General features: G+C 38.5%; 16 protein-coding genes and 1 tRNA gene. 7 read left to right on the forward strand and 10 right to left on the reverse strand.

What is annotated here, in order from left to right; all coding sequences use genetic code 11:
- The 4 genes from ACFSQJ_RS10755 to ACFSQJ_RS10770 all read left to right on the forward strand — a co-directional run.
- Window positions 1–7,067 (forward strand): T9SS type B sorting domain-containing protein (locus ACFSQJ_RS10755; protein ID WP_377766950.1); only part of this gene is annotated, 7,067 nt, incomplete at its 5' end.
- Window positions 7,068–7,084: 17 nt separating this feature from the next.
- On the forward strand, window positions 7,085–8,050 hold the full coding sequence (locus ACFSQJ_RS10760) for a PorP/SprF family type IX secretion system membrane protein (RefSeq protein WP_377766951.1): 966 nt from the start codon (window positions 7,085–7,087) through the stop codon (window positions 8,048–8,050).
- A gap of 38 nt (window positions 8,051–8,088) precedes the next feature.
- Window positions 8,089–8,445 carry a dihydroneopterin aldolase gene (gene folB, locus ACFSQJ_RS10765; RefSeq protein WP_377766952.1) on the forward strand — a complete coding sequence of 119 codons (357 nt, stop codon included), beginning with the start codon at window positions 8,089–8,091 and terminating at the stop codon, window positions 8,443–8,445.
- Between the two features lie 236 nt (window positions 8,446–8,681).
- Window positions 8,682–8,752, forward strand: a tRNA-Cys gene (locus tag ACFSQJ_RS10770).
- A 20-nt stretch (window positions 8,753–8,772) separates the two neighbouring features.
- Here the strand turns inward: ACFSQJ_RS10770 and ACFSQJ_RS10775 are convergent.
- The 3 genes from ACFSQJ_RS10775 to rnr are packed head-to-tail and all read right to left on the reverse strand — an operon-like array spanning window position 8,773 to window position 12,386.
- Complete coding sequence (locus ACFSQJ_RS10775) at window positions 8,773–9,444, reverse strand: LysE family translocator (RefSeq protein WP_377766953.1); 672 nt, start codon at window positions 9,442–9,444, stop codon at window positions 8,773–8,775.
- Between the two features lie 8 nt (window positions 9,445–9,452).
- Window positions 9,453–10,142 (reverse strand): head GIN domain-containing protein, encoded by a 690-nt coding sequence (locus tag ACFSQJ_RS10780; protein ID WP_377766954.1) that lies wholly within the window; start codon window positions 10,140–10,142, stop codon window positions 9,453–9,455.
- A 54-nt stretch (window positions 10,143–10,196) separates the two neighbouring features.
- The gene (rnr, locus tag ACFSQJ_RS10785; RefSeq protein ID WP_377766955.1) at window positions 10,197–12,386 is read right to left on the reverse strand and encodes a ribonuclease R; all 2,190 of its coding nucleotides are present in this window, start codon (window positions 12,384–12,386) and stop codon (window positions 10,197–10,199) included.
- 594 nt (window positions 12,387–12,980) lie between these two features.
- Here rnr and rpiB point away from each other — a divergent pair.
- Window positions 12,981–13,412 carry a ribose 5-phosphate isomerase B gene (gene rpiB / locus ACFSQJ_RS10790; RefSeq protein ID WP_377766956.1) on the forward strand — a complete coding sequence of 144 codons (432 nt, stop codon included), beginning with the start codon at window positions 12,981–12,983 and terminating at the stop codon, window positions 13,410–13,412.
- Between the two features lie 16 nt (window positions 13,413–13,428).
- Complete coding sequence (locus ACFSQJ_RS10795) at window positions 13,429–13,869, forward strand: GNAT family N-acetyltransferase (RefSeq protein WP_377766957.1); 441 nt, start codon at window positions 13,429–13,431, stop codon at window positions 13,867–13,869.
- 5 nt (window positions 13,870–13,874) lie between these two features.
- Here the strand turns inward: ACFSQJ_RS10795 and ACFSQJ_RS10800 are convergent, their stop codons facing one another.
- The 7 genes from ACFSQJ_RS10800 to ACFSQJ_RS10830 all read right to left on the reverse strand — a co-directional run bounded on the left by ACFSQJ_RS10800 (window position 13,875) and on the right by ACFSQJ_RS10830 (window position 22,789).
- The gene (locus ACFSQJ_RS10800; RefSeq protein WP_377766958.1) at window positions 13,875–14,489 is read right to left on the reverse strand and encodes a hypothetical protein; all 615 of its coding nucleotides are present in this window, start codon (window positions 14,487–14,489) and stop codon (window positions 13,875–13,877) included.
- On the reverse strand, window positions 14,490–15,716 hold the full coding sequence (gene dcm / locus ACFSQJ_RS10805; protein ID WP_377766959.1) for a DNA (cytosine-5-)-methyltransferase: 1,227 nt from the start codon (window positions 15,714–15,716) through the stop codon (window positions 14,490–14,492).
- 151 nt (window positions 15,717–15,867) lie between these two features.
- Window positions 15,868–17,496, reverse strand: coding sequence for a S41 family peptidase (locus ACFSQJ_RS10810; RefSeq protein ID WP_377766960.1), 1,629 nt, complete (start codon window positions 17,494–17,496; stop codon window positions 15,868–15,870).
- Window positions 17,480–18,277, reverse strand: a complete 798-nt coding sequence (gene rnpA, locus ACFSQJ_RS10815; RefSeq protein WP_377766961.1) for a ribonuclease P protein component — start codon at window positions 18,275–18,277, stop codon at window positions 17,480–17,482. The genes ACFSQJ_RS10810 and rnpA overlap by 17 nt, the downstream gene beginning before the upstream one ends.
- 120 nt (window positions 18,278–18,397) lie before the next feature.
- Window positions 18,398–20,254 carry a M1 family metallopeptidase gene (locus ACFSQJ_RS10820; protein ID WP_377766962.1) on the reverse strand — a complete coding sequence of 619 codons (1,857 nt, stop codon included), beginning with the start codon at window positions 20,252–20,254 and terminating at the stop codon, window positions 18,398–18,400.
- A gap of 1 nt (window position 20,255) precedes the next feature.
- Window positions 20,256–21,905 carry a S8 family peptidase gene (locus ACFSQJ_RS10825; protein ID WP_377766963.1) on the reverse strand — a complete coding sequence of 550 codons (1,650 nt, stop codon included), beginning with the start codon at window positions 21,903–21,905 and terminating at the stop codon, window positions 20,256–20,258.
- A gap of 23 nt (window positions 21,906–21,928) precedes the next feature.
- Window positions 21,929–22,789 (reverse strand): MBL fold metallo-hydrolase, encoded by an 861-nt coding sequence (locus tag ACFSQJ_RS10830; protein ID WP_377766964.1) that lies wholly within the window; start codon window positions 22,787–22,789, stop codon window positions 21,929–21,931.
- A 133-nt stretch (window positions 22,790–22,922) separates the two neighbouring features.
- Between ACFSQJ_RS10830 and ACFSQJ_RS10835 the strand changes: the two genes are divergently transcribed.
- Entirely contained in the window at window positions 22,923–25,127 is a 2,205-nt protein-coding gene (locus tag ACFSQJ_RS10835) for an amino acid permease (RefSeq protein ID WP_377766965.1), read from the forward strand.
- Window positions 25,128–25,148: the final 21 nt, after the last annotated feature.

Here is a 25,148-nt window from a genome sequence, read left to right on the forward strand (position 1 = left end):
CAATAACAGGAAACAGCTTTACCTACAACGGGGCCGCAACCGCAGGTACTTACCAGTTCCTTATAACCGACAACAACAACTGTAACGTCGAAACAAACGAAATCATCGTCTCACCAACCGTTAATCCTCAAGCGACCGCAGTCGTAACCGACGCAGCTTGTTTTGGTTTCGCTGACGGTTCTGTATTTATTGATGTTGATGAGAATTTTGGTGTTGCACCATATACTGTAAGCTTTGATGGGAGCGCTTTTACAGCTACAAGAACTTATTCAGGGCTCGCTGCTGGTACATATACCTATATTGTTAGGGATAGCAGAGGCTGCGAATTTACGGCCAACGCTACTGTAGGTGAACCTTTGCAGATATTATCTAATATGACTGCAACGGATGTAACCTGTAATCCTGCAACGGGGGCTTCAGTTTTAGGTAGTGTTGACGTCACAATTACCCAAGGAGGTGTGCCAAACTTTACTTATACGCTTTATGATAGCACAAATGCTATAGTTGATACCGCTGTATCGGCAAGTACAACACATACTTTTAGTAACCTTGATTTCGGCGATTACTATGTAAGAATAATTGATGCCAATGGTTGTGAAAGTGACTTAGGTTCTGTAAGAGTAAGTTCTAATCCATTCTTGACTTTAACGGCAAGCCCTGCGCCATCAGATTGTGTGACGGGCGGTACAGTAGAAATTACGGCGTCGGGCGGTTCTGGAAACTATGACTTTGAGGTTTATGACGGCGGGGCTGGTCCTACAACCGAGGTAGCTACTCCCCCAGATACCGAAGTGGCAACTTTCACCGGTCTCAACCCTGGACAAACCTATATTATAAAAGCTGAAGATACTACAAACGGATGTGTCAGTTTCCTTGAGGTAGCCATCCCTCCTGTATCCTCAATCTCACTAGTTGTTGATACAACAACTGATATCACTTGTGTGGCCGAAGATGATGGTATAATGACATTTACTGTGGACAATTATGACACTTCTGTCACTTCCATTAATTGGGAAATTTTAAATTCACTTACAAATACACCTGTTACAGGCCCTGGAACGTATACTGGTGTTGTTGGTCCTGGGCCCGCTGGCGGACCACAGACAGCAACCGTAAACCAAATACCGCCAGGAGATTATGTGTTGGTCGTTAGGGAAGCATCTGCGCCTTCATGTACAACGACCGCTACATTTAGAATTACCGAACCTTCGGCAACTACGGTTTCACTAATAAGTCAAATTGCCGGAAATTGTTTTTCAGATGCCGAAGTCTCTGTTAGAGCTTCAGGGGGAACACCTTCATACTCTTATGCTTATGTGATAGATGGCGATCCTATTCCTACAGTTTTTCCAGAAGGACAAACCTTTACCTTAGACCCAGCTATAAGTTTAAACTGGGATATTTATGCACAAGATTCGAACGGTTGTGTGTCCACTCCGTTAGATGTAACCATAAGCGTAGATGCTTCTCCTGAAATTACAACCAGTATCGCAAATACATGTGCTACTACCGATGGTAATTTTAGTCTTGATGTAAGATTAGATGCTCTTGGTATTTCACCTTATAGAATTAGCGTTGATGGGGGTGCGCCGCAAGCAACATCGTGGACAAATATTGGCGATATTGTAACAGTTTCAGGTTTAAGCTCCGGAAACCATACCGTACAGGTACTCGATGCCAACGGATGCGGGGAAATAGAAAATATTACCATATTCCCTCCTTTGGAGATTATCGCCAACGTAACGGCCGACGATAACTGTAATCCCGCGAACTCGGGGGTAGTGACCGTTACCGCCAATGGCGGGTCGGGCGTGTATACCTTTACACAGATCAGCCCTGCAGGCGCCTCGAACACCACCGGGGTCTTCAACGGGCTTACCCATAGCATCGCCTATACCTTCGAGGTAGAGGACGACAATACAAACTGTACCGTGCCCGTGACCATTACATTGCCGGCACCGATGGACCCAATATTTACCCTTGCCAAAACCGATGTGAACTGTTTCGGAGGAAATGACGGTACCATTACCGTTAACCTTAATGCGGGCAATATTGATACACCATATCTATACAGCTTGGACGGCGGTACGACCACTCAGACATCGAACATCTTTACAGGTCTTGTACAAGGAACCTATAACGTCACCGTTATCTCCGATAAAGGTTGCCAGGCCACCCTGCCCATAACCGTCGATGAGCCTTCGGCACTCGATATCGCGGCAAGTGCGTCGCCGTTTACATGTGACGATGCGGTAAGTACCGTGACCGTGACCATAAACAACGATGGCCTGGGCAACCCTTCAGGTACCGGACCATACCAATACAGTTTTAACGGAGGTGCGTTCAGTAGCGACAACACATTTACAATCACCTACGGAAGCCCCAACGTCACCGTGACCGTGCGTGACGATAACGGATGTACAGATACCGAAAGTGTCGCCATACCTGTGGAAGAGGAAGTGACCGCGGTTATCGCCGAGCTACAGGATATCGATTGTGACAACGGGGAGGAAATCATACAGATCAATGCCTCGAACGGTTCGGGCAACTATGTGTTTACACAATTGCCTAGCGGAAACATCGTCGCAGATCCGACCAATATCATCATTACGGCTCCCGGTACCTATGTCTATCAAGTGACCGACACAACGACCAATTGTTCCGTTATCGTAGAACATGTAGTGGCACCGTACGACCTTATCGATGCCGTGGCCACCGTAACCTCCAATGCTACCTGTAGCGACGGAACGGACGGAACCATAGACGTGACAATAACGGGCTATACGGGAACTTTTGATTATGTCGTACTCGACAGCGCAGGAAACGATATCGCGGGGACCAACGATTCCGATAACGCGACAAGCGACCCCTATACCTTTACCGTGTCCACCACACTTGGTGCGGGAACATATACCGTAAGCATCACGGAAACCGCAGACCCATTATGTATTACCGAGACCAATCCGGTGACCATCATGGCGCCACAGCCATTGGCACTGCAACTTATCGACAACGTAAACGCCAACTGTAACCAGGCCAATGCCATCGTTACCGTACAGGCATCGGGCGGAACGGCACCATATACCTATGGAGCGTCACAGAGCGGAACCGGCGTACCAGCATCGTTCCCCTTCGACAACACCATAGAACTGGATCCGCTGACCGCAACCGCCTGGGACATTTATGTAAGGGATGCAAACAGTTGTATCATAAGCGTGCCATTGGCCGTAACCATCGGTACCGATACAACTCCCGACATCTCCCTGGCAATAGTAGATGAATGTGCCGACCAAGGAAGCTTCGCCATAAACGTGTCCCTCGATGCAACAAATACCGGTATAACACCGTACGCCTTGAGCGTCGACGGTGGAGCGTTCCAGTCAATATCAGGGTTCGTACACACATTCAACAACCTTAGCTCCGGAAACCATACCGTACAGGTACTCGATGCCAACGGATGCGGGGAAATAGAAAATATTACCATTGAACCTGAATTGCAGTTAACCGCTACACCTAACACCCAGCCTACATGTGGTGTTAACGACGGAATAATAGATTTTACCATTTTAGGAGGTTCTGGTTCGTCAAATGTTCAATTGTTGAGAACAGATTTCAGTGACACCGGTTTAGTTCCTGTTGGTAATCAATTCACAGGTGTTGCCTTTGGCGACTATATTGTGCGGGTAACCGACAACACCCTTGGCACTCCGAACTGTTTTGCCGATGCGCCAGTTTCGTTGGAAGAGCCTACACCAGTAACTTTATTGACAACAACTAAAACAGATGTGAGTTGTTTTGGTTCGACTGACGGTACCATATCGGTAAATCTTGTTCCTGCTTCTTCGGGCGTGAATGACAATCCACCATATGTTTTTGAAATAACTGATGGTACAAACACCTTTACCCAGAACAATGGTCTGTTTACTGGTTTGCCTGGTGGAACTTATGATATTACAGTGACTTCAAACAGAAATTGCGTTGCCACAGATCGCATTACAATAAATGTGCCTTTGGCATTGGATGCCGCAGTTACTGATATTGTTGAGCTTTCTTGTAATCCGAACAATGGCATTTCGGCTGCTTCTATTGAAGTGACAATAACTGCTGGTACCGGTACCGCTGATTACTTTTATAGTGTCAATGGCGGGTCTTTTGTTCCAACTGGGGGAAATGTATTTACATATACTACGACCTCTTCTGGTAATTATGACATTGTCATAAGAGATGCTAGAGGATGTTTATTCGTTGTACCCACACAAAACATTCAACCATTGAATACATTTACCGTGGGAGTTACGTCTACCCCAATTACATGTATTTCTGATGAAAATGTGGTCTTGACGGTAAATGAAAGCAATCCAACAGGGCATAACTATACCTTTGAATTGTTGCCAATAGGAAACCCAACGGGTAACCTTATAACAAATACGGCTACAACAGCTACGTTTGAAATAAGTGCACCAGGCAGTTATACATTCAGAACAACAAACAATACCACAGGTTGCTATGTAGACACTATACATACCATAGCCCCTTATGACTTAATTGAGGTAAGCGCAGTAGCAACAACACCTGTAACCTGTTATAATGATAACTCGGGAGCCTTGACAATTACAATTACCGGTTATTCTGGAGGATATGATTATGAGGTTTTTGATCAAGCAGGAAATAGTATTCAAACCGGTAGCGATAATACACCAACCCTTTTAATAGGAGGTCTTAATGGCGGTAACTATTACGTAAATGTAAGAGAAACCGATGCCACGAGCACTTTCTGTTCAGACGATTCGAATATTGTTACCATTGTTTCGCCTGATGCAGAACTATTGGCAACACCTAGTGTTCTAGCGCCAGTAACCTGTACCAATGATCAAGGCGCAATTGCGATAAATATTGTTGGGGGCTATGAACCTTACGATGTTGCAATGACCAATACAACTACTGGTCAAACCTATGCTATCAACGATATTCTTGTACATACTTTTACAGGGCTATCTGCAGGAACATTTGACATTACTGTAACGGATAACAACAATTGTATAAGAACTTATAATGAAACATTGGTTCCTGCAACGCCGGTTTCGGCCGACATTACGGCAACGCCGCTAATGCTGGCTTGCTATGGTGATACCAATGCCACGGTTTCTGCAATTTCTGTAACAGATGGTAGCGGTTCTTACGAATATCGACTAAATCAGTATGCGGCTTTCGGCGACACCACACCTATATTTAGTTCTGGAGCTCAAACTAGTGCTGATTTTAACGGACTTGGAGCTGGTGTTTATAGCATAACCGTTGTCGATGGTTGGAATTGTGATGTTACAACAAACCAAGTTGAAATACAACAGCCTACTGAAATACAGCCTAACCTTGTTCAATCTGCAGAACTAACTTGTACCAATGATGCAGAGCTGATTTTAACGGCAACTGAAGGAACGGCCCCGTATTTCTATTATGATGAAACGACTAGTTCATGGGAAGCCTTCAACAATGGAAATTCACATGTTTTTTCAAACATCATGCCCGGTTCATACCAATTCGTTGTTCGAGATGTGAACGATTGTGAGGTGCCTTTATCAAATCAAATAACAGTTGATCCTATTCCGCCTTTAACAATAGAGATTGATGATAGTGCGGCATTTATTAACTGTACCGGTGAAGCCTCAGCAACTATAATTGCAAATGTAACCGGAGGACTAGGAAATTATAGCTATGAACTCTACGCCGATGCCGGACTAAGCAATTTAATTGCAGGTCCTCAGGCGTCAAACACTTTCAGTGGTCTACCTGCTAACAGTTATTTTGTTAGGGTTGTTAGTCAAGATTGTGAAGAAACCTCTCCAGAAATACTAATTATTGACCCTGCTCCCCTTCAAATAGATAGGGAAGAGTCAACAGATGTTACTTGTTCTGGTCTTGAAGACGGTACCATTACGGTTGAAGTTTCTGGAGGAACCGGTGAAATACTCTACGCCATTACTCCAAACTTAAATCAGTTTGATGATGTAAATACATTCGATGATTTGGCTGCAGGTGTATATGATGTTATTGCCCAAGATAGAAACGGTTGTTTTATAGCCTTCCAATTCACTATTGAAGAGCCCCAGCCTCTAGTTATCGATACAGTATCGATAATGAATGAAATCTGTGAGGGTGATGAAGATGGGTCCATAGAAATAGAAATTTCTGGTGGAACGGCGCCATATAGTGCGGCCTTTAATTCAAACGCAGATACAGATTTTGTTCAAGATCAAACTTTGTTTACTGATTTGGCGGCTGGAACGTATGTAATTTTCGTAAGAGATGCTCAAGGATGCGAACAAAACATCATAATAGAAATCGAGTCTGGTGTGAACTTAAATGCCACGGTAACTCCTATTTATGAATGTACGGGCGATACTCCCGATAATTATATCAATGTAGTATTAGAAGACCCATCCATAGGCTCAGATGTGTTATATGGATTGGATTCCAATCCAATGCAATTGGAGCCCAATTTTACAAACATGGCGCCTGGCCTACATACGCTAACTATAGCGCATGCTAATGGGTGTATCAATATAGTTGAGTTTGAAATTCAAAACTTTGAGCCTTTGACCTTGGTTTTAGAACAAAACAATGTTAACGAAATTACTGCCGTCGTCACAGGAGGTTTAGAAGATTATACCTACTATTTTGATGGTAATGATAATGGAAACAATAATGTCTATTACATTAATAGAACCGACACCTATACGGTGCGGGTTGTTGATGCCAATGGTTGTGAGGCCATTGCTCAAATAGAAATGGAGTTTATTGATATTGAGATACCAAATTTCTTTACCCCAGATGGTGATGGCACTAATGATACTTGGATGCCGGACAACTTAGAAGGCTTTCCGGAGATACTAATTATACTTTACGATCGTTATGGTAGAAAGCTCGGTGAAATGGGCCAAGACCATACAGGTTGGGACGGAAAATACCAGGGCCATGAATTACCAACAGGTGATTATTGGTATGTGATTAAACTTAATGGAGCAAATGACGAAAGAGAGTTTGTTGGCCATTTTACCCTATACAGATAATGTATTAACCCAAAGCCATGAAAAAGACCCAAATCTTAATTCTATTAATGCTGGTAGCCTTCGGCGCAAAAGCACAGGAGCTGACTATTCCTCAGCTCTCACAATATATTGCTGACAATCCATTTTTAATGTCTCCGACCTATGCGGGTGTTGGTGACCATATCAAAATTCGGTTAAATGGGTTAACTCAATGGGTAGGTATAGAAAACGCGCCTGACACACAGACTTTAGCGGCCGACGCCAGAATAGGTAATCGCTCTGGTGTTGGAATGCTCATGTATAACGATAGTAATGGTAATACCATACAACGTGGTGCCAGAATATCTTTTGCCCATCACTTAACCCTAGACCGTTATGATGACGAGTTTTTATCGCTCGGTATTTCCTATAATTTTAATCAGTTTAGGCTGGATATTCAAAATTTACCTCCAGTTAATGGACAAACACTTACAGATGATAGGGCTACTGTCAATCACAACTTTGACATTGGTGTGCTGTATCGAAAAGATAAATTTTTCTTAAGTTTAAATGCCTCCAATATTTTACCTAAAGATCTTGAGGGTTTTTCACTCAATCCTAATGAGACTTTTGAACCAAATACCTTGCGTAATTATTATTCCTACGTTGGTTATAGTTTTTCTAAGAATAAAAACAGTAAAGTAGAGGTTGAGCCATCCATATTTTTTCAATGGTTCGAAAGTGATGGTCGTTCGGTCACCGATTTAAATACAAAGGTTCGTTTTCATAATTATGAAGATTATTACTACCTGGGTTTAACGTATCGTTTTTTAAATGATGTTGATCAGCCCTTAACGCCACTGTATCTTGCACCGCTTGCAGGATTAAAGAAGAATAATTTTTATTTTGGTTATTCATATCAGCTAATAACTAACGAGATTATAGGTTATAGTTCTGGTACCCATGTAGTAACCGTAGGGCTAGATCTCTTTCAAGGAATTAGTAACTGCCGTTGTACCTACTAAAATAATATTGCCTTAAATTTGCCCTTTTACTACAACCAATGGGTGAAATTAAATTAAACAATATCAGGGTTCATGCGTGGCATGGATGTTTAAAAGAAGAAAGTATTATCGGTAGTGATTACCGTGTAGATTTAAGCGTTTCTGCTGGCCTTTCAAAGCCCTCAATATCCGATAGTTTAGGCGATACCGTTGATTATGTTCATCTAAATAATATTGTGAAAGAAGAGATGGCGATTAAGTCAAAACTTCTTGAACACGTTGCCAAACGCATTTTAAATCGTATTTTTTCTGAAATCGAAACCATTTCACATGCAGAGGTTTCGGTATCTAAAATAAACCCCCCTATTGGTGGTGATGTCGAAAGTGTTTCGATAAAAATGAAATATTCTAGATAAACGGTATCGCTATTGTTTCGAGTCGTGCATTTAAATTTCTAGATTTGTAGTTCACAAATGGCATTGTGGTCGAAATGGATAGGCGGGACCCCGCAAGGGTCTTTATAGTGGTTCGAGTCCACTCGATGCCTCAAAGTAGAAAAATTCCCTCAGTTTAATATTAGTTATTACTTTGTAGAAAATGATTCGTTTAATAATCATTTAACTCCATTTTATTTTATAATTTTGCGCCTTACGGCATCGTGGCCGAGTGGCTAGGCACAGCTCTGCAAAAGCTTGTACAGCGGTTCGAATCCGCTCGATGCCTCAAAAAAACCCAGTAAAAGTTTACTGGGTTTTTTGTTCTTTAATACGTTCAATACCGTCGTGGATATTAAATTGCTCTTTGGGTAGAAATCCCTTTATTATCAATACCAAGCCACATATGGCCAGCACTGCCCCAAGGCCTTTTTTAATCAATTTAATTCTGTCTTTGGTCAGCTTTTTGCGCAGTTGTTTAGCAAGTACTATCTTAAATAAATCCGAAATAAAATAAGCTGCAAGCATCGTTCCAAAAAAGATAAAAATTCTATTCGGCTCATTATCTAGGCTCGGTCCTACGATTATTAAAACCCCAAGCCAAAAAACCAATACGCCTATATTGATAAAGTTTAGCAGAAAACCCTTAACCATTAAGTTTAGATACGTTCCCTTCGTACTTTTTGCCTTTTCTTCCTTTGGGGGTTTCTTGACAAAAATCACTATTCCGTAAACCAATAATATCATACCACCAAAAACATAAAGTCCTGGCTGGTTGCTAAGGTTTTCAAGTAATTGAAAGCTACTAAAATAAGCGATGAAAAGAAAAAGAATATCAGCTAGAATAACACCAATATCCAGAGCCAATCCTGCTCTAAAACCCTTAGTTGCACTAGTTTCTAAGAGTACGAAAAACACAGGACCAATCATAAAGCTTAATAAAAAGCCTAAAGGAATCGCCGCCTGTATATCTTCTATCATTTACTTTTTTATTCCAGTCGCTCTATAGTGCCTCCAAAAACAGTTTTCTCATCCATTTTTTCTGGATCACCATAAACTTTTACTTTTCCACCACCTTTAACGTCTGCTTTCACATATTTTGTTGCATATATTTCGGCGTTACCCCCTGCGCTTACGGTTATGGTCGTAAAACTTGTTTTAAAGGCTTTTCCGTCATAGGTGCCGCCGGTGTTTATCTTAACATCTTGGTTATCTGAAAAACCTGTGGTAATAATATCTCCGCCTGTTACCGATTTAATCAATAATTGTTCTGTTTGACAATTAAGATTTATTTCTCCACCTTCTTGTGCCTTTAATTCAAGTACTTCTTGTGTAATCGTTTCTTCTGAAGTAATTAAGGCATCTTCGTTGACATCTATAACTAAAAGTTCTTCTGTATAATAAAGATCTATAAAAGTTCTAAAACCACTGAAAATTTTATCTATTTCCATTCGTATTTTTAAAACTCCGCTCTTATTGACAATAGCAACTTTCTTAGTATTTACGCCTGATATAACCGCTCGATTTACATCTGACTTAATAAGTTTTATAGAAATACCGTCAAAAGCCTTGAGTTGTTTAAAAGCTGTGAGTTCTTGGGTGATTTTCTCTTCTTGAGCGAACAACAAGGAGCAAAAAGAAAAGAAAGAAAAAAATAAGATGAATCTAATAGTTTTCATATATGTTTCTGATTGGTATTCAATAACATAAACAAATTTTTTTACAAAAAAGTATTAGTTTTTCTTACCGATTAACGAAAAATCTAGATGTCTTTTAATAAGGTCTGAATTCTTTACCATTACAAACACTTCATCGCCTAATTGGTATACTTTTTTTGAACGCTCGCCAACTATTGCGTACTGCTTTTTATCAAAATTATAGTAATCATCTTTAATGTCACGAATACGAACCATTCCTTCACATTTATTCTCAATAATTTCTACATAAATACCCCATTCGGTAACCCCAGAAATTACCCCAAGAAACTCTTTGTCGCTGTGGTCTTGCATAAACTTAATCTGCATATATTTAATAGAATCTCTTTCTGCGCTTGAAGCTAAAATTTCCATACTAGAAGAATGTTTGCACTTTTCTTCATAAACTGCCTCGTTCGCAGATTTTCCGCCATCTAAATAATGTTGTAATAGTCGATGTACCATTACATCGGGGTACCTTCGTATTGGTGATGTAAAGTGACTGTAATAGTCAAAGGCAAGACCATAATGGCCAATGTTATCAGTGGTGTAAACCGCCTTGCTCATACTTCTTATAGTCAAGGTATCTACTAAATTCTGCTCTTTTTTACCCTTTACATCGTGAAGTAATTGATTTAAAGAACTGCTTATGCTCTTTTTATCCCTTAAATTAACACTATGACCGAATCTTGAAATGACCCCATTTAAAGCCATTAATTTTTCTTCATTAGGCTCATCATGAATTCTATAAACAAATGTTTTCTTTGGATTTTGTTTTCCAATATGCTCCGCTACCTTTCTATTCGCGAGCAACATAAACTCTTCTATTAGTTTATTTGCATCTTTAGACTCTTTAAAATAGACCCCCTCAGGATTACTATTTTCATCCAAATTAAAACGCACTTCTATTTTGTCAAAAGAAATCGCCCCAGAATCCATGCGTTTCGAACGCATAATTTTAGCAAGTTTATCAAAAATTAAAACTGCCTCAACTACATCTTCACCAACAATATAGCCCGTTTCACGAATTGATATTTCATCGGGTATTCTATTTGCCGATGTTTCTATAATGTGTTGCGCTTCTTCATATGCAAAACGCTCATTAGAATTGATGACCGTTCTACCAAACCACTGATTTTTTAAAACTGCCTTATCATCTAGTTCAAAAATCGCAGAAAATGTATATTTTTCTTCGTTTGGTCGCAACGAACACGCATTATTAGACAAAATTTCTGGCAACATGGGCACCACCCTATCTACCAAATAAACCGAAGTTGCACGATTATAAGCTTCTTCCTCTAGTATGGTATCAGGTTGCACATAATGCGAAACATCCGCTATATGAACACCGATTTCAAAGTTGCCGTTCTCTAGTTTGCTAAAAGACAGAGCGTCGTCAAAATCTTTAGCATCTTTTGGATCAATGGTAAAAGTTAAGATATCTCTCATATCTCTTCTTTTAGCTATTTCCTCTGGTTTTATACTCGTATCTAATGTTTTAGCAAACTGCTCCACTTCGTATGGAAACTCATAAGGCAGGCCATATTCAGCTAAGATTGAATGTATCTCGGTATTATGTTCCCCAGGTTTTCCAAGAATTTCTATTACTTTGCCGTAAGGTGAGTCCGCATCTTTAGGCCAATTTCCTATGGCTACCAAAACTTTATCACCATCATTTGCTTTCTTTATATCTTCAAGGGGAACAAAAATATCGGTATACATTTTAGAATCTGTAGGTCGAACAAAAGCAAAGGTTTTTTGTTTGTCCAATATGCCAACATAAGTGGCCTTTTTTCGTTCTAAAACATTTGAAATTTCACCTTCCAATTTTTTACCGCTACCCTTCTTTTTTAAGAATACCTCAACTGTATCACCATGTAGTGCTCTATTCAACTTATGCTTCGGAACAAAGATGTCATCATCCATTTCCTCAACCAAAATATAGGCGTTACCGCTAGATGTTAAATCGACCTTACCTTGTATTAAAGTATGTACAGATGGTTTTTTCTGATACCTGCCACGCTCTACCTCAACAATACGTTCTTTCTGCTTTAATTGACCAAGTCTTTTTATAAGGTCGTTTCTTCCTTCGGTATCGTCTATGCTTAGTTTTGCCGCTATTTGTTTATAATTAAAACTTTTTGAAGGTTCTTTTTCAAGTATTGTAAAAATGCCTTTTGTAATCTCGTTCTTTCGCTGGCTTTTAGCTCTCTTTCTCTTCTTTGACATTCAATTTTGTTATTTGGTGAAAATTACAAATTATAATTCGTGAATCTTAAATTACGCAGAGAATCGTTTCATTTAGACGTTATAAACATATTATAATATCATTATTTTCTTTTTCTTAAAATTTAAATAAATATGATTGTTATGATTGCTTGTTAAAAGGTGTAATAAAAAAAACAAATTTTACTTGCTCTTAACAAGTATTAAAGTTTATTGACAAGTTGTAGTTGTTCAATTGATTTAAAAATCAATTAGTTGAATAGTTTAATAACATTAGTTAACAACTGTTTTTAACATAGAAATACTAATAACTAAATTTAATTTTAATGTTGATTAGTTTAGTTTTATGTTGAACAATAGTTGATTATTTTCTAATTGAATTTTAGTTGGAAATTTAAATTAAGATTGCATTGGTAAAAATCCCTTTAGAAAGAAAAACTATTAATAAATAGTTCTCTTCTGTTTGTCAACAAAACCATGATTTTGATAAAAGTTTGATTTAAAGCGTATTGTATTTATTTCATAAACTTTATAAACAATGCAAATTTAAAAGTATTGTACCTTTGTGCTAGACCTAAATATCTTAAAGAACAAACCATGAAAATAGCGATAGGAAATGATCACGCCGGTACGGAATATAAGCTTGCTATAGTAGGAATGCTAAAATCTAAAGGTATAGCCGTCGCCAATTATGGAACGGATGGAACAGATAGTGTAGATTACCCAGATTTTGTTCACCCAGTTGCAGAGGATGTTGAAAAAGGCAATGTCGATTTCGGTATTGTTGTATGCGGAAGCGGAAATGGGGCAAACATGACTGCGAATAAGCATCAAGCAATACGTAGCGCTCTTTGTTGGTCAAAAGAAATTACCAAGTTGGCTAGAGAACATAACGATGCTAACATTCTAAGTCTCCCTGCACGTTTTATAGCCCTACCGCAAGCATTGGAGATGGTAAATACTTTTCTAGAAACAACTTTCGAAGGCGGTCGTCATGAGCGTAGAGTTGAGAAAATACCTTGTTCGTAAATAGTTGAAGATAGAGATGAAGGTATTTATCAAATCTTTCAATGAATTAAATCTAAATCAACTTTATGAATTTTTACAATTACGAAGTGAAATTTTTGTGGTTGAACAAGACTGTATTTATCAAGACATAGATGATAAAGACCAAAAAGCCTTGCATGTTTTAGGAATTAAAAACAATAAAATAGTTGCCTATACAAGAATATTTAAACCAGGCGATTATTTTGAAAATGCGAGTATCGGGCGGGTTGCAGTAAAAAAAGAAGAACGTAAATATGGTTTTGGAAAAGAAATCATGTTAACTTCAATCAAAGCTATAAAAGAAAAATTACATACCGATAAGGTTGAACTTTCCGCGCAAGTTTATCTGAAAAAGTTTTATAATGATTTAGGTTTTCTAATAATAGGAGAAGAATACTTAGAGGATGGAATTCCGCATATAAAAATGATTAAACAATAAACACTTTATACTAGTCTGCGCGCTAGTTTGTGTTGTATTAAAAATTCTAACCGAAGAATTAGATTAATAGGTTGTTCTGACTTATTCTCTTTTGAAACAAAAAGATAACCTTCTTTTCGCTCATCTAATTCTTTCATGCTATGCTTTCCATGCCGACTTCGCACGCTATTTAATTGTTGAAGAATAGAAATTTGATTAACACCTTTTGTCTGTAAAAAGGATATGAGCTTTTTTCTGTTTACTAAAGTTATTTTACAAGATGTATAAGAATCAGGTTCATCAAAATAAATTGCGGTGATCAAGGAATAAAAGTCTGTTTTTTTATTCTCATCAAATAACCACCCTTCTTTAGCTTTTCCATTTTTTAAGTATGAAATCTCAAAGGCGAATGTTGGTAAATCATCATTTATATAGTCTAATTGAGCTTTTTCATCTATGTAGTAAGTGATTTCTTTTTTATGGTGTTTAAACAATACGTCAACACCTTTAAACTGCTCACTTAAATTGGTCACTCGTTCAAATGAGTAATTTCGTAATTTAGAGTTGTAACAAGAGTCTAAAAAAACGGACAAAAGCTTTTCTTTCTTAAGGTCCTCTTTAAAATTACTCTTCAAACCCATTTAGGCATCGATTTTTTCAATGAGCGAATTTGCAATACGCTCAACGACACCGACTACTAAGGCATTACCCATAAAAAATGCTCTTTTGGTATCTGAAACACCTTCAAGCTTGGTGTGATTGTCAGGAAACGTGTTAAGTCGCTCCAGTTCTAAAGGAGTAAGCCTGCGCAGGCCTTTATTTGTTTGTATTACATGTTTAAACCGCGAAGGCGACTTGCCGCCCTCTCCTGTAATTATTGTTCTAGAGGCTTTATCCAACGCATCAGGAAAAACCATTGACCCTTCTGAGTAATTATAGGAAAAACCTTCTTTAGTTGTTCTTAATTCTTTTTTCCCTCCTTTTAAATATTTCCATTTAGGTAGTTCTGTTTCAGAAATAAAATAGTCTTTTGATACTTCACCATTTTGTAAAATATCTGAAAGCAGGGTAAAATTACCATCATAGCTCGGAATGGTTTTTATAGTAGAAACTTTACCATCTATACAAACACCGCTATTAAAAAAAGGAGATAATTTTTCACCTTTATTGAAGTTTTCAGAAATGTTTAGAATATCACCTTCAAGACTTAGATGGTTAAGTTCTGTGGTGCTTTGGGATACAGGAAAAACGTTGGCAAAAATGCCTTTTTCCAATAGGACACTTGCTGAACTTAAAGTATTATATTTTGAAAGTAAAGACGAAGATTTATGAATGCCCACAATAAAAACACGCCTTCTGCGCTGCGGCATACCGTATTCGGCGGCATTGATTACACGCCATTCAACGGCATAACCTAAGTCGGACAGACTTTTTAACATAATGGCAAAATCCCTGCCCCGTTGAGAAGATGGTGATTTTAGTAAACGATCTACATTTTCGAGAATCAGGTATTTTGGTTTATTTTTTTTCTCTGAAAGTATACGATGAATAGACCACCATAAAACCCCTTTTTTACCAAGCAAGCCTTTTGAGTTTTTTAAGGTGGTAGCAACGGAATAGTCTTGACAAGGAAATCCACCCACTAAAACATCGTGATCAGGAATATCTTTAGAAAGTACTTTTTCGATATTTTGATTAGAATGGTTTTTTGAACCAAACCTGGCTTCGTAGACCAACGAAGCATGTTGGGTTTTGGTTGAAGGCTCCCATTGATTGCTCCAAACTACCTCAAAACCACCGGTTTTTTCTAGGCCTAATCGAAAACCCCCAACACCGGCAAAAAGTTCGCAAACTTTTAGTTTCTGCATCTGTCAAAAATAAGGATTTGAAATACTACAAAAAAAGCGGGCTCTAGAAGAAGAGAGCCTGCTTGTGATAGATAGTATTATAAAAAAAGCTGAGTAAAACCCTACAAATAATTTTTCAAATAAAGGACGACTTGCAATTCGAGAATTAAAACTACCTTTCAAGGAAGGAACTGTACTTTTTAGAAGACTCTAAAAGTGCTGCTGCAGAAAGAATAGCATCATCATTTTTTAGATTGTAATCATAAAGACCATCTCTATAGAAATAACGCTTAATAATTTCGTCTTCTAATTTTTTGGTGATTTCTTTTTTATAGGTGTCCAGAGCTGAAATTTTCCCTCGGTTTACAGCAAGTAGTAAGTCTTTATATTTCTCTTGAACATCTGAGCCCAAAAGGGAATCATCAGAATTCAGACTTTCTTCCAAAAGCTTTTCTGTCTTGGTCTTAAATGAAAAATCTTTGCTATTTGCGAAGCTCTTGAACTCGTTATAATGGCTTTCCGAGAACTTAAAATCAGCTACGCTGTTGAACTCATTTTTATAGTAGAAATCCGTAGCAAAATCAAAAATGATATTATTTCCTAACAAGGCATCTGTTAAGGCATTTGATTTTGATGATGCTATTTCAACATCGGGCATTACGCCACCACCGTCTTCAACCACTCTTCCATTTCTTGTTTTAAATTGATTGAATTCTGTTGTTCTCACCGCTTTGCCTTCTTCATCCCTATTCCAATAATCCAAAGACTGAATACACCTTCCCGAAGGGGTGTAATAGCGAGAAATGGTAACTTTTAACTGTGTTCCATATGTAAGTCTTAGTGGCCTTTGAACAAGGCCTTTACCAAAACTACGAGCCCCCATAACAACAGCCCTATCTAAGTCTTGTAAACTGCCAGATACAATTTCACTAGCTGAAGCGCTTCTTCCATTTACCAATACTACTAACGGAATATCTAAGTCTTCAGCCTTATTTTTGGTTTTATAGGTTTGATTGAATTTTTTGACCTTTGACTTGGTGGTCACAATCAATTCTCCTTTAGGCACAAATAGATTGGTAACATTTATAGCTTCAGATAACAAGCCACCAGGATTACCTCTTAAATCTAAAATTAGTCGAGTCGCTCCCTGGCCTTTTAAATCTTGTAGAGCCGATTTGGTTTGGCTAGAGGCTTTTCTATTGAATTTGGCCAAAACGATGTAACCGGTTTTATCATCTACCATATTGTAGTAGGGTACAGCGTCGACCTCTACACCCTCACGGGTAATAGTTGTTGTTTGAGTTGCACCTTGTCTTTTAAAAGTGATAGCTACACTGCTATTGTTGGCCCCTTTTAATAACTCGCTTGCATTATCTTCAAAATCGGCCACGGCAATTTCTCCAATTTTGATAATCTCGTCTCCAGCTTTAAGTCCGGCCTTATCTGCAGGGTAATCTTTATAAGGCTCTACAACGACTAATTTGTCCTTATAGGAACGAACAAGGGCACCGATACCTGAATATTCACCGGCATTATTAATTTTGTATTCTTCAACATCTTGTTCATTTAAGAATTTGGTGTAGGGATCAAGCTCTTCCAGCATATTCTTAATGGCAGAATCCATTAATTCACCGGGGTTGGTTTCATCTACATAATTCATGTTCAATTCTTTGAACAGCGTGGTGAAAATTTCAATTTGTTTAGCTATTTCAAAAAAGTCGCTTTTAAAACTAGTTCCTACAACTAAAAAAACAACGGCAAAAACCGGAATCAACAATTGTTTTTTATAAAGATTTTTCATGAAGTACGGTTTCTTTAAATTTTTTCAAAAGCCCTTTCATTTTCGTATCGACAAAGTCATACGTGGGCGTTTCTTTTCCAAGATATAAAATCATGAACGCAAAATCTCCCTCAATGTTGTTAAAAACGAGATGCTTGTTTAAGCGATATGCCTCTCGCAGCAATCGCTTAATGCGATTTCTTTGTACTGCTTTTTTAAAGCTTTTTTTTGGGGCGATAACGCCTGTTTTTATATGGCTGTTATCTTCAAAGTCAGTTTTAAGGTAGATGAGCTTTAGGGGGAAGTTGTTTATACTTTTTCCTTCGACAAAAAGTTGTTCAATCAGCTTTTTGCTTTTAAGTTTTTCTTTTTTTGAAAAGGAAGAGTCAATAAGATTGTCCCCTTGAGGGGACTTTAGAGATGTCTTTTGAATGTTTTCTTTTGAATGCTGATTAATAATTTCTTCTAATGACAATAATACATTAAACATATTTTTTTTGACATCAAAATCAGAAAACCGGATGAACACGACACCTCTTTTTTCTAATTCGCCCTGTCTTTTCGAATCATACTCATATTGGTATTGGTGCGAACTACCATCAATTTCAATAGCTAGCCTAAGTTCATGACAGTAAAAGTCAACAATATATTCTAATAGAGGAACTTGTCTATGGAATTGAACCTTAAAATTACGGTTCTTTATTTTTTCCCAAAGCAAAACCTCCGAAAGGGTGCTATTTTTTCGCAATACCCTCGCGTATTCTTTTAGTTTAGGATTAAAAGGTATTATGTCATTTCTCATTTTAACACCCCTAAGGCCCCCTCAAGGGGACAAACAATAACTTTGGAAAATAGTCTAAAATTAGAAAATCCGTTTGAGAACAAGCACCCAAACGGATTCCATATTAAAATTATATCTTGATTAGTTAGCCTGAAAGATATTATTATTTTGATCTACATCGGCCATCAGTTTTGATGGGTCTACGACTACGCCTACAATATTTTCAATGGGCTTATCAATAATCATTTCGTATGTATTACTGGCCCATGCCCAATCGTCAAGAACGGTTCTTTTTAAAGAGGGATACGGATTTTCTTTTTCACCACGCATCATACGCAAAGGAACATAATAGGTTTCTTGATTTCCGTTAGAATCTACCACTAAAATATCCAAGGGCATTGGCATTAGTCCGATACGCTCAAGAACGATTTTGGTTTTTCCTTCGTCAGCCACCACCTCTTTTATTCCATAATCGATGGTATTTGTGGTTTGCGTCCAATCTGTTAAATACCAATCAAGCTCTATTCCGGATACTTTTTCAGCAGTTCTTTTAATATCATTAGGAACAGGATGCTTGAACTTAAAATCCTCATAATATTTACGAACTGTTTCCATTAATTTATCTTGACCAATAACGTAACCAAGTTGAGATAAAAAGATAGCCCCTTTACTATATGCCGCTATTCCGTAAGGCGTATTTTCGTTGTACCTGTCTGCATGGGTGCTTTGTGGTTGTTCTTTGCCAGAATTTACTAAATAATAATATCCTTTATAAGATCCTTCAAAAGGATTTTCTTTGTTTTTTCCCAATATTTCATTGCTACAAAGGGCAGAGATAAAAGAGGTAAAACCTTCATCCATCCATTCATGCTTGGCTTCGTTGGTAGCCAAAACATGCTGGAACCAAGAGTGGGCCAATTCATGAATCATGGTACCAACGACACTGCCGGGTTTGTCTCCACCGGTAATAAGTGTTGACATGGCATATTCCATGCCGCCATCACCACCTTGTATTACAGAGTATTGCTTATATGGATATTCTCCAATGTTTTTATTAAAGAAGTTCATGGCCTTGGCCGTAAGCGGTTGTACTTTTTCCCACGTTTCCTTGAACTTTTCATTGTTTTTATATAAAAAATGCAGTGTTGGACCGTTTTCCATTTGCAAGGTGTCATGCACATATTCTGGGTCAGCAGCCCACATAAAATCATGCACCATAGGTGCTTTAAAGTGCCAAGTCAGGTTTTTCCCTTTTGTTTTTACTTTAGTTCCCGGGGTTTCGTAGCCGTGACCGATTTCATTTGGGTTTTGCAAATAGCCCGTACCACCAACAGTATAACTTTTATCAATTGTAAGTTTCACATCGAAATCACCCCATACCCCATGAAATTCTCGGGCAATGTAAGCATCTGCATGCCAACCTTCGAAATCATATTCTGCCAATTTTGGATACCATTGACTCATAGAAAGCGCAACACCATCTCTGTTGTTGCGACCAGACCTACGTATTTGAACGGGCACTTGGCCTTTGAACTCCATGTCAAAAGTAGTTTTACCTCCGGAAGGAATAGGTTTTGCCAAATCAACAACTAGCACAGTACCTTCTTCGCTAAAATCTACAACTTCGCCATCTTGCAGCAAAGAGGTAGCATGCAAATACCCTATTTCCGAAGGAGATAAAGCAGCAATTCTACTCTTTTTGTCCGCGGTGACCATTCTGCCATCAGGGTCGGCAATATTTTGCAAGCGCATGTCCATCTCGCTACCAGGCTGAAAAGCGTTAAAGTACAGGTGAAAGTATACACGGCTTAATTCATCAGGCGAGTTATTTGTGTAAACTAATTTTTGAGTTCCAGTATATTGATAATTTTCAACGTCCATCTCAACATCCATGGTATAATCAACATGTTGCTGCCAATACCCGGTATTGTTTTGGGCAATAAGCGATGTTAATCCACATAAAAGGATAAAGACAATTTTCTTAGCTAGTTTGACCATATTATTCTGCGTTAGAATCTAAAGTTAGTTTTCCTTTTGAAATGTTTTCAGCTAAAAGCAGTGCATTGTATGCATTGACCATTTTTCCGGATTTTGAAATTTCCGAGAACGATTTACTTTTTGACGGGTCTCCGGCAACAATTACGGAAGCCTTTGACCGCAGACCAGATTGCATTAATACATTTTTTACCTGAGAAGCCGATAAGTTTGGATAATATGAGCGGATAAGGGCAGCGATGCCAGCAACCGCAGGTGCGGCCATTGAGGTTCCGCCTTGAAAGTCATATTTATTATTTGGCATAGTAGAATAGATATCATCACCAGGAGCGAATACATCTACATTGGCATTACCATAATTGGAAAACGAGGCCACCATTTTAGAACCATAGGCCGGCGCAAGCGCCCCAACGGTAATAACGTTATCGCTTATTTCTACACCGGCATACTTGTGATCATTCGGAAAATTAGGATTGTTCGAATCATCTAAATTTGCACCATCGTTACCTGCAGCATGTACAATTAATACATCTTTTGAAGCAGCATATTTAATAGCATCATATACCCACTCTGCGTTAGGCGAAAATGACTTTCCAAAACTACAGTTGATAATTTTTGCACCATTGTCAACCGCATAACGAATACCTAAGGCAATATCTTTATCATACTCATCCCCGTTTGGTACTGCACGAATACTCATTAATTTTACATTCTTGGCGACACCGTTAACGCCTTTTCCATTATTGCGCTCTGCTGCGATAATACCCGCTACATGGGTTCCGTGACTTTCATCTTCAACACGGTTGTCTGGATTACCGTTACCATAATTTCTATCGTTAAAATCATAAGGATCATCACCAACAATTTCCCTCCCATTAAATTCTTTGTTGAGGTTGTAATTGGCTTGTTCTGTAAAGTAAGTTACACCCTCTGTCAATTCTTTTAGTACTTCATCGATGCTATCTGCATACTGATACATTTGAGAAAGTATGCCCACATTTTGTTGCATTTGTTCAGTTGAAGGCTTCATGGCCAAGAGCTCTTTTTTTGTGTAAGAATCCTTTCCCAATGCAGATTTAACCTCTTTATCTGCATTTTTAACGGCTTGAAGAATCTGCTCATATTGTTGTTTGTTTTGAAGCGCCTTCGGATATTCTTTATCCAACTTTATTTGCGCTTTTGCCCTTTCTGAGGCATCTCCTACTCCTAAGCGCAGCATTCTTACATATTCCAATTGCTCATTATAAGCCTCACCGAGAAAATTATACCCGTGTATATCGTCTACATATCCATTATTGTCATCGTCCTTTCCATTGCCTGGCTTCTCCCCCTTATTTGTCCAAAGCACATCATCCAAATCCTCGTGGTCAAGGTCGATTCCAGAATCTAAAACAGCAACAATTACAGTTTGCCCCCTCTTATTGCCTATCAATTCATTGTAAGCTTTATCAACACTCATACCAGGAATGGTATCTGTAATCAAGTCTGTGTGGCCCCAATTTTTTTTCTGAGCGTCAGATAGATCTGCAATCTTTAAGGGAACCGTATCGATATTTTCGACAGGGGTCGAAACCAAAGAAGTTGCTCCGCAACCTGCAAGAAAAAGACTTCCTGAAACAAGTGCAAAAAGTGATTTTGAATATGTAGTCATCATAAAATGTATTTTGAATTGTAATATTAACCTAACAGGTCTTTAAATAAAAATAACTCGTTTAGCCGTGCTCCTTTTTCGGTGTTTTTTAGTGTACAGAGCTCATTGTGAGCATCATGTTCAAAAAATAGAACAAATTTATTTTTTACTGCTTGCTCAAGAAACAGGCCTTTTTCATCCATACTTAATAGCGGGCGGGTGTCATAACCAGTTACGTACGGAAGTGGAATATGACCAACAGTAGGCATTAAATCTGCCATAAATACAACAGTTTTTCCTTTGTAATTGATATGAGGTATCATTTGTTTTTCTGTATGCCCGTCAATAAAGAGAATATCAAAACCTAATTCCGATTTTTCTAAAAAAGCATTTGCGCCCCTCTTTACAAACTGAAGCTGCCCACTTTCTTGCATGGGGAGAAGATTCTCTTTTAAAAATGAAGCCTTTTCCCTAGCATTTGGTTCGATCGCCCATTTCCAATGATTTTCATTTGTCCAAAACACCGCATTTTTAAAGGCAGGTTCGTATCCAGTTCTGTCTTTATTCCATTGAATGCTTCCGCCACAGTGGTCAAAATGCAAATGGGTCATAAAAACATCAGTAATATCGTCTCTATGAAAACCTATTTTTTCAAGCGAACTGTCTATGGAATGATCACCCCATTGATAATAATAGCCAAAAAACTTTTCCGATTGCTTATCTCCCATTCCGGTATCAATAAGAATCAATCTATCACCATCTTCGATAAGAAGACTACGGGCGGCAATATCGATCATATTATTGCTATCGGCAGGATTGGTTCTCGACCAAATAGATTTTGGCACCACACCGAACATGGCACCGCCATCAAGCTTAAAATTTCCGGTTTCAACGGGATATATAGTCATCAAAAAACAAAATGACGGACAAAATAAGAAAACGAGGTGTAATTGCCTTTAAAACACCCAATTATTGGATGTATTTTAACAGAAATGATTTTTAATTCAAAAAAGCTATTTTTAGGCCCTAGACCAAACCTATTTGAAAAAATTAGAACGCAGCTTATCCCTAACTTCTGTAATTGCCATTAGTATAGGAGGCATGTTGGGCAGTGGTATTTTTGTTTTGCCGGGCTTAGCGGCGGCAAAAACAGGGTCTTCAGTTTGGGTAGCTTATCTAATAGCCGCAATCTGTATTCTTCCTGCCGCTTTATCAAAATCAGAATTGGCCACGGCGATGCCTTCTTCGGGCGGCACCTATGTTTATATAGAAAGAGCTTTCGGCCCTTTATTTGGCACTATTGCCGGCTTTGGTCTTTGGCTGTCATTACTTTTTAAGAGTGCATTCGCTTTGGTAGGCTTCGGCGCATATCTTTCCATACTAATTAATATTGACCCGGGACTTACAAAATACATTGCTGTTCTTTTTTTAGTGCTCATTTTGTTCTTGAACATTCTAGGGGTAAAAAAAGTGGGTAAGGTTCAGGTTTTTATTGTTAGCATTAGTCTTACTGCTTTGGGGCTTATTCTTTTATTCGGACTTCCTCGAACTTCTTCTGAATTATTAGACCCCTTTTTATTAAAAGGAAAAATGGGCTTGTTTTCAACAGTAGCTTTTGTATATATCTCTTACGCAGGCGTCACAAAGGTTGCCGCCATAGCAGGTGAGATAAAGAATCCCGGCACAAATCTGCCCAGGGCGATGATTCTTTCATTGTTCATTATGACCATTATTTATGTATCAGTAGCTTTTGCTTTGGTGGGAAACCTGCCTTTAAACGAACTTAAATCTGATATAAAGCCCATCTACACAATATCAAAACTTTTAGGGGGCAATGTTATAGGGTATACTGCAGCGCTAATAGGAGTCATTACCCTAATTTCAATGGCAAACTCAGGCGTTTTGGCAGCATCAAGATTTCCATTTGCAATGGCTATAGATAAACTATTGCCAGACTTTATGGCCAAGATTCACAGTAAGTATTTAACTCCTGTTGTGACCATTATCATGACCTGTTTTTTAATGGCAATGGTCATCTTATTTTTAGATGTAGAAAAGATAGCCAAATTGGCAAGTGCTTTTATGGTTATGATGTTTATTTTGGTAAATGCCTGTGTAATCGTTCTTAGGGAAACCTCGGCACAATGGTACAAACCGCCTTACCGTTCGCCTTTTTACCCCTTTGTTCAGCTATTTGGAATTTTTAGCGGGATAGCCCTACTTGTTTTTTTAGGTATAGGCCCGATGCTTGCCATTCTAGGAATTTTTATTTTAGGGTTTATCATCTATTTCTTTTTCGGAAAAAACGCAACAAGAACAGGGATCCTTAGAAAATATGGACATCGCCCAGCCTTGTATCTGCTCTACAAGAAAAAAAGAGACGCTAAAATCACCTATAGAAATAATCAATCGGTAAGTCTTCAGAATTTAGATGGAAAACTAGCTTCAAATGCCGGTGTTGTCGTTCCGCTTTTAGGAAATGAACGTTCACCGGAAATGCTTGTAGAAATTGCCGCTGCCATCAACAAGCGCGAAAAAATACAGGTCGTAAATGTAACTGAAGTCCCCAACCAAACTTTTTTGGACGCCATGGTCGAAGAAAACCCAAGGATAGCCTCTTTAGAACGGCGGGTGACCAGACTGGCAACATCACAAAACATCGATGTAGATTTTGAAGCTGCGGTTACCCATGAAATTTCAGACACCATACACGAGCTTAGCAATCAAACACATTGCGACTGGCTTGTTATGGGCTGGAACGGACGAGCGCATAGCGGTATTTTGGTGAGCAATCCCATCGGGTGGCTTTTGACACATATTAATTCTGATTTTGCACTTTTTAAGGATGACGGTGTTCGTTATATAGGTAAAGTGTTGCTTGCATTGAGACCAGGCAGGAGAGACAAAAATTTTATTGCAGTGGCCGATAGAATATGTTCTTTTTACAATGCGTCTTTAACTTTGTTACATGTTGTTTCAGAAAAAACGGACAAAGAAGCCATTGAAAATATGGAAGAAAACTCCAAAAAACTGCTTCAAAAAGTAGAGCGGCAGAGTATGGTTGTTATTCAAAAAGACGATGATCCTATTAACGCCATTTCAAAAGCATCAGCGAGTTTTGACCTACTTATTCTCGGTACCCCTCAAAAAGATAATTGGGTAGATATTTTGTTCGGAACTGGCAAGGATAAATATACCGAAAAATCGGCATGTTCTGTCTTAAGACTTACCATGAGGGATAATTAGCCCTCAAAGCAAATGTATAAT

The organism is Croceitalea marina, assembly GCF_042684265.1.
Taxonomy (GTDB): domain Bacteria; phylum Bacteroidota; class Bacteroidia; order Flavobacteriales; family Flavobacteriaceae; genus Croceitalea; species Croceitalea marina.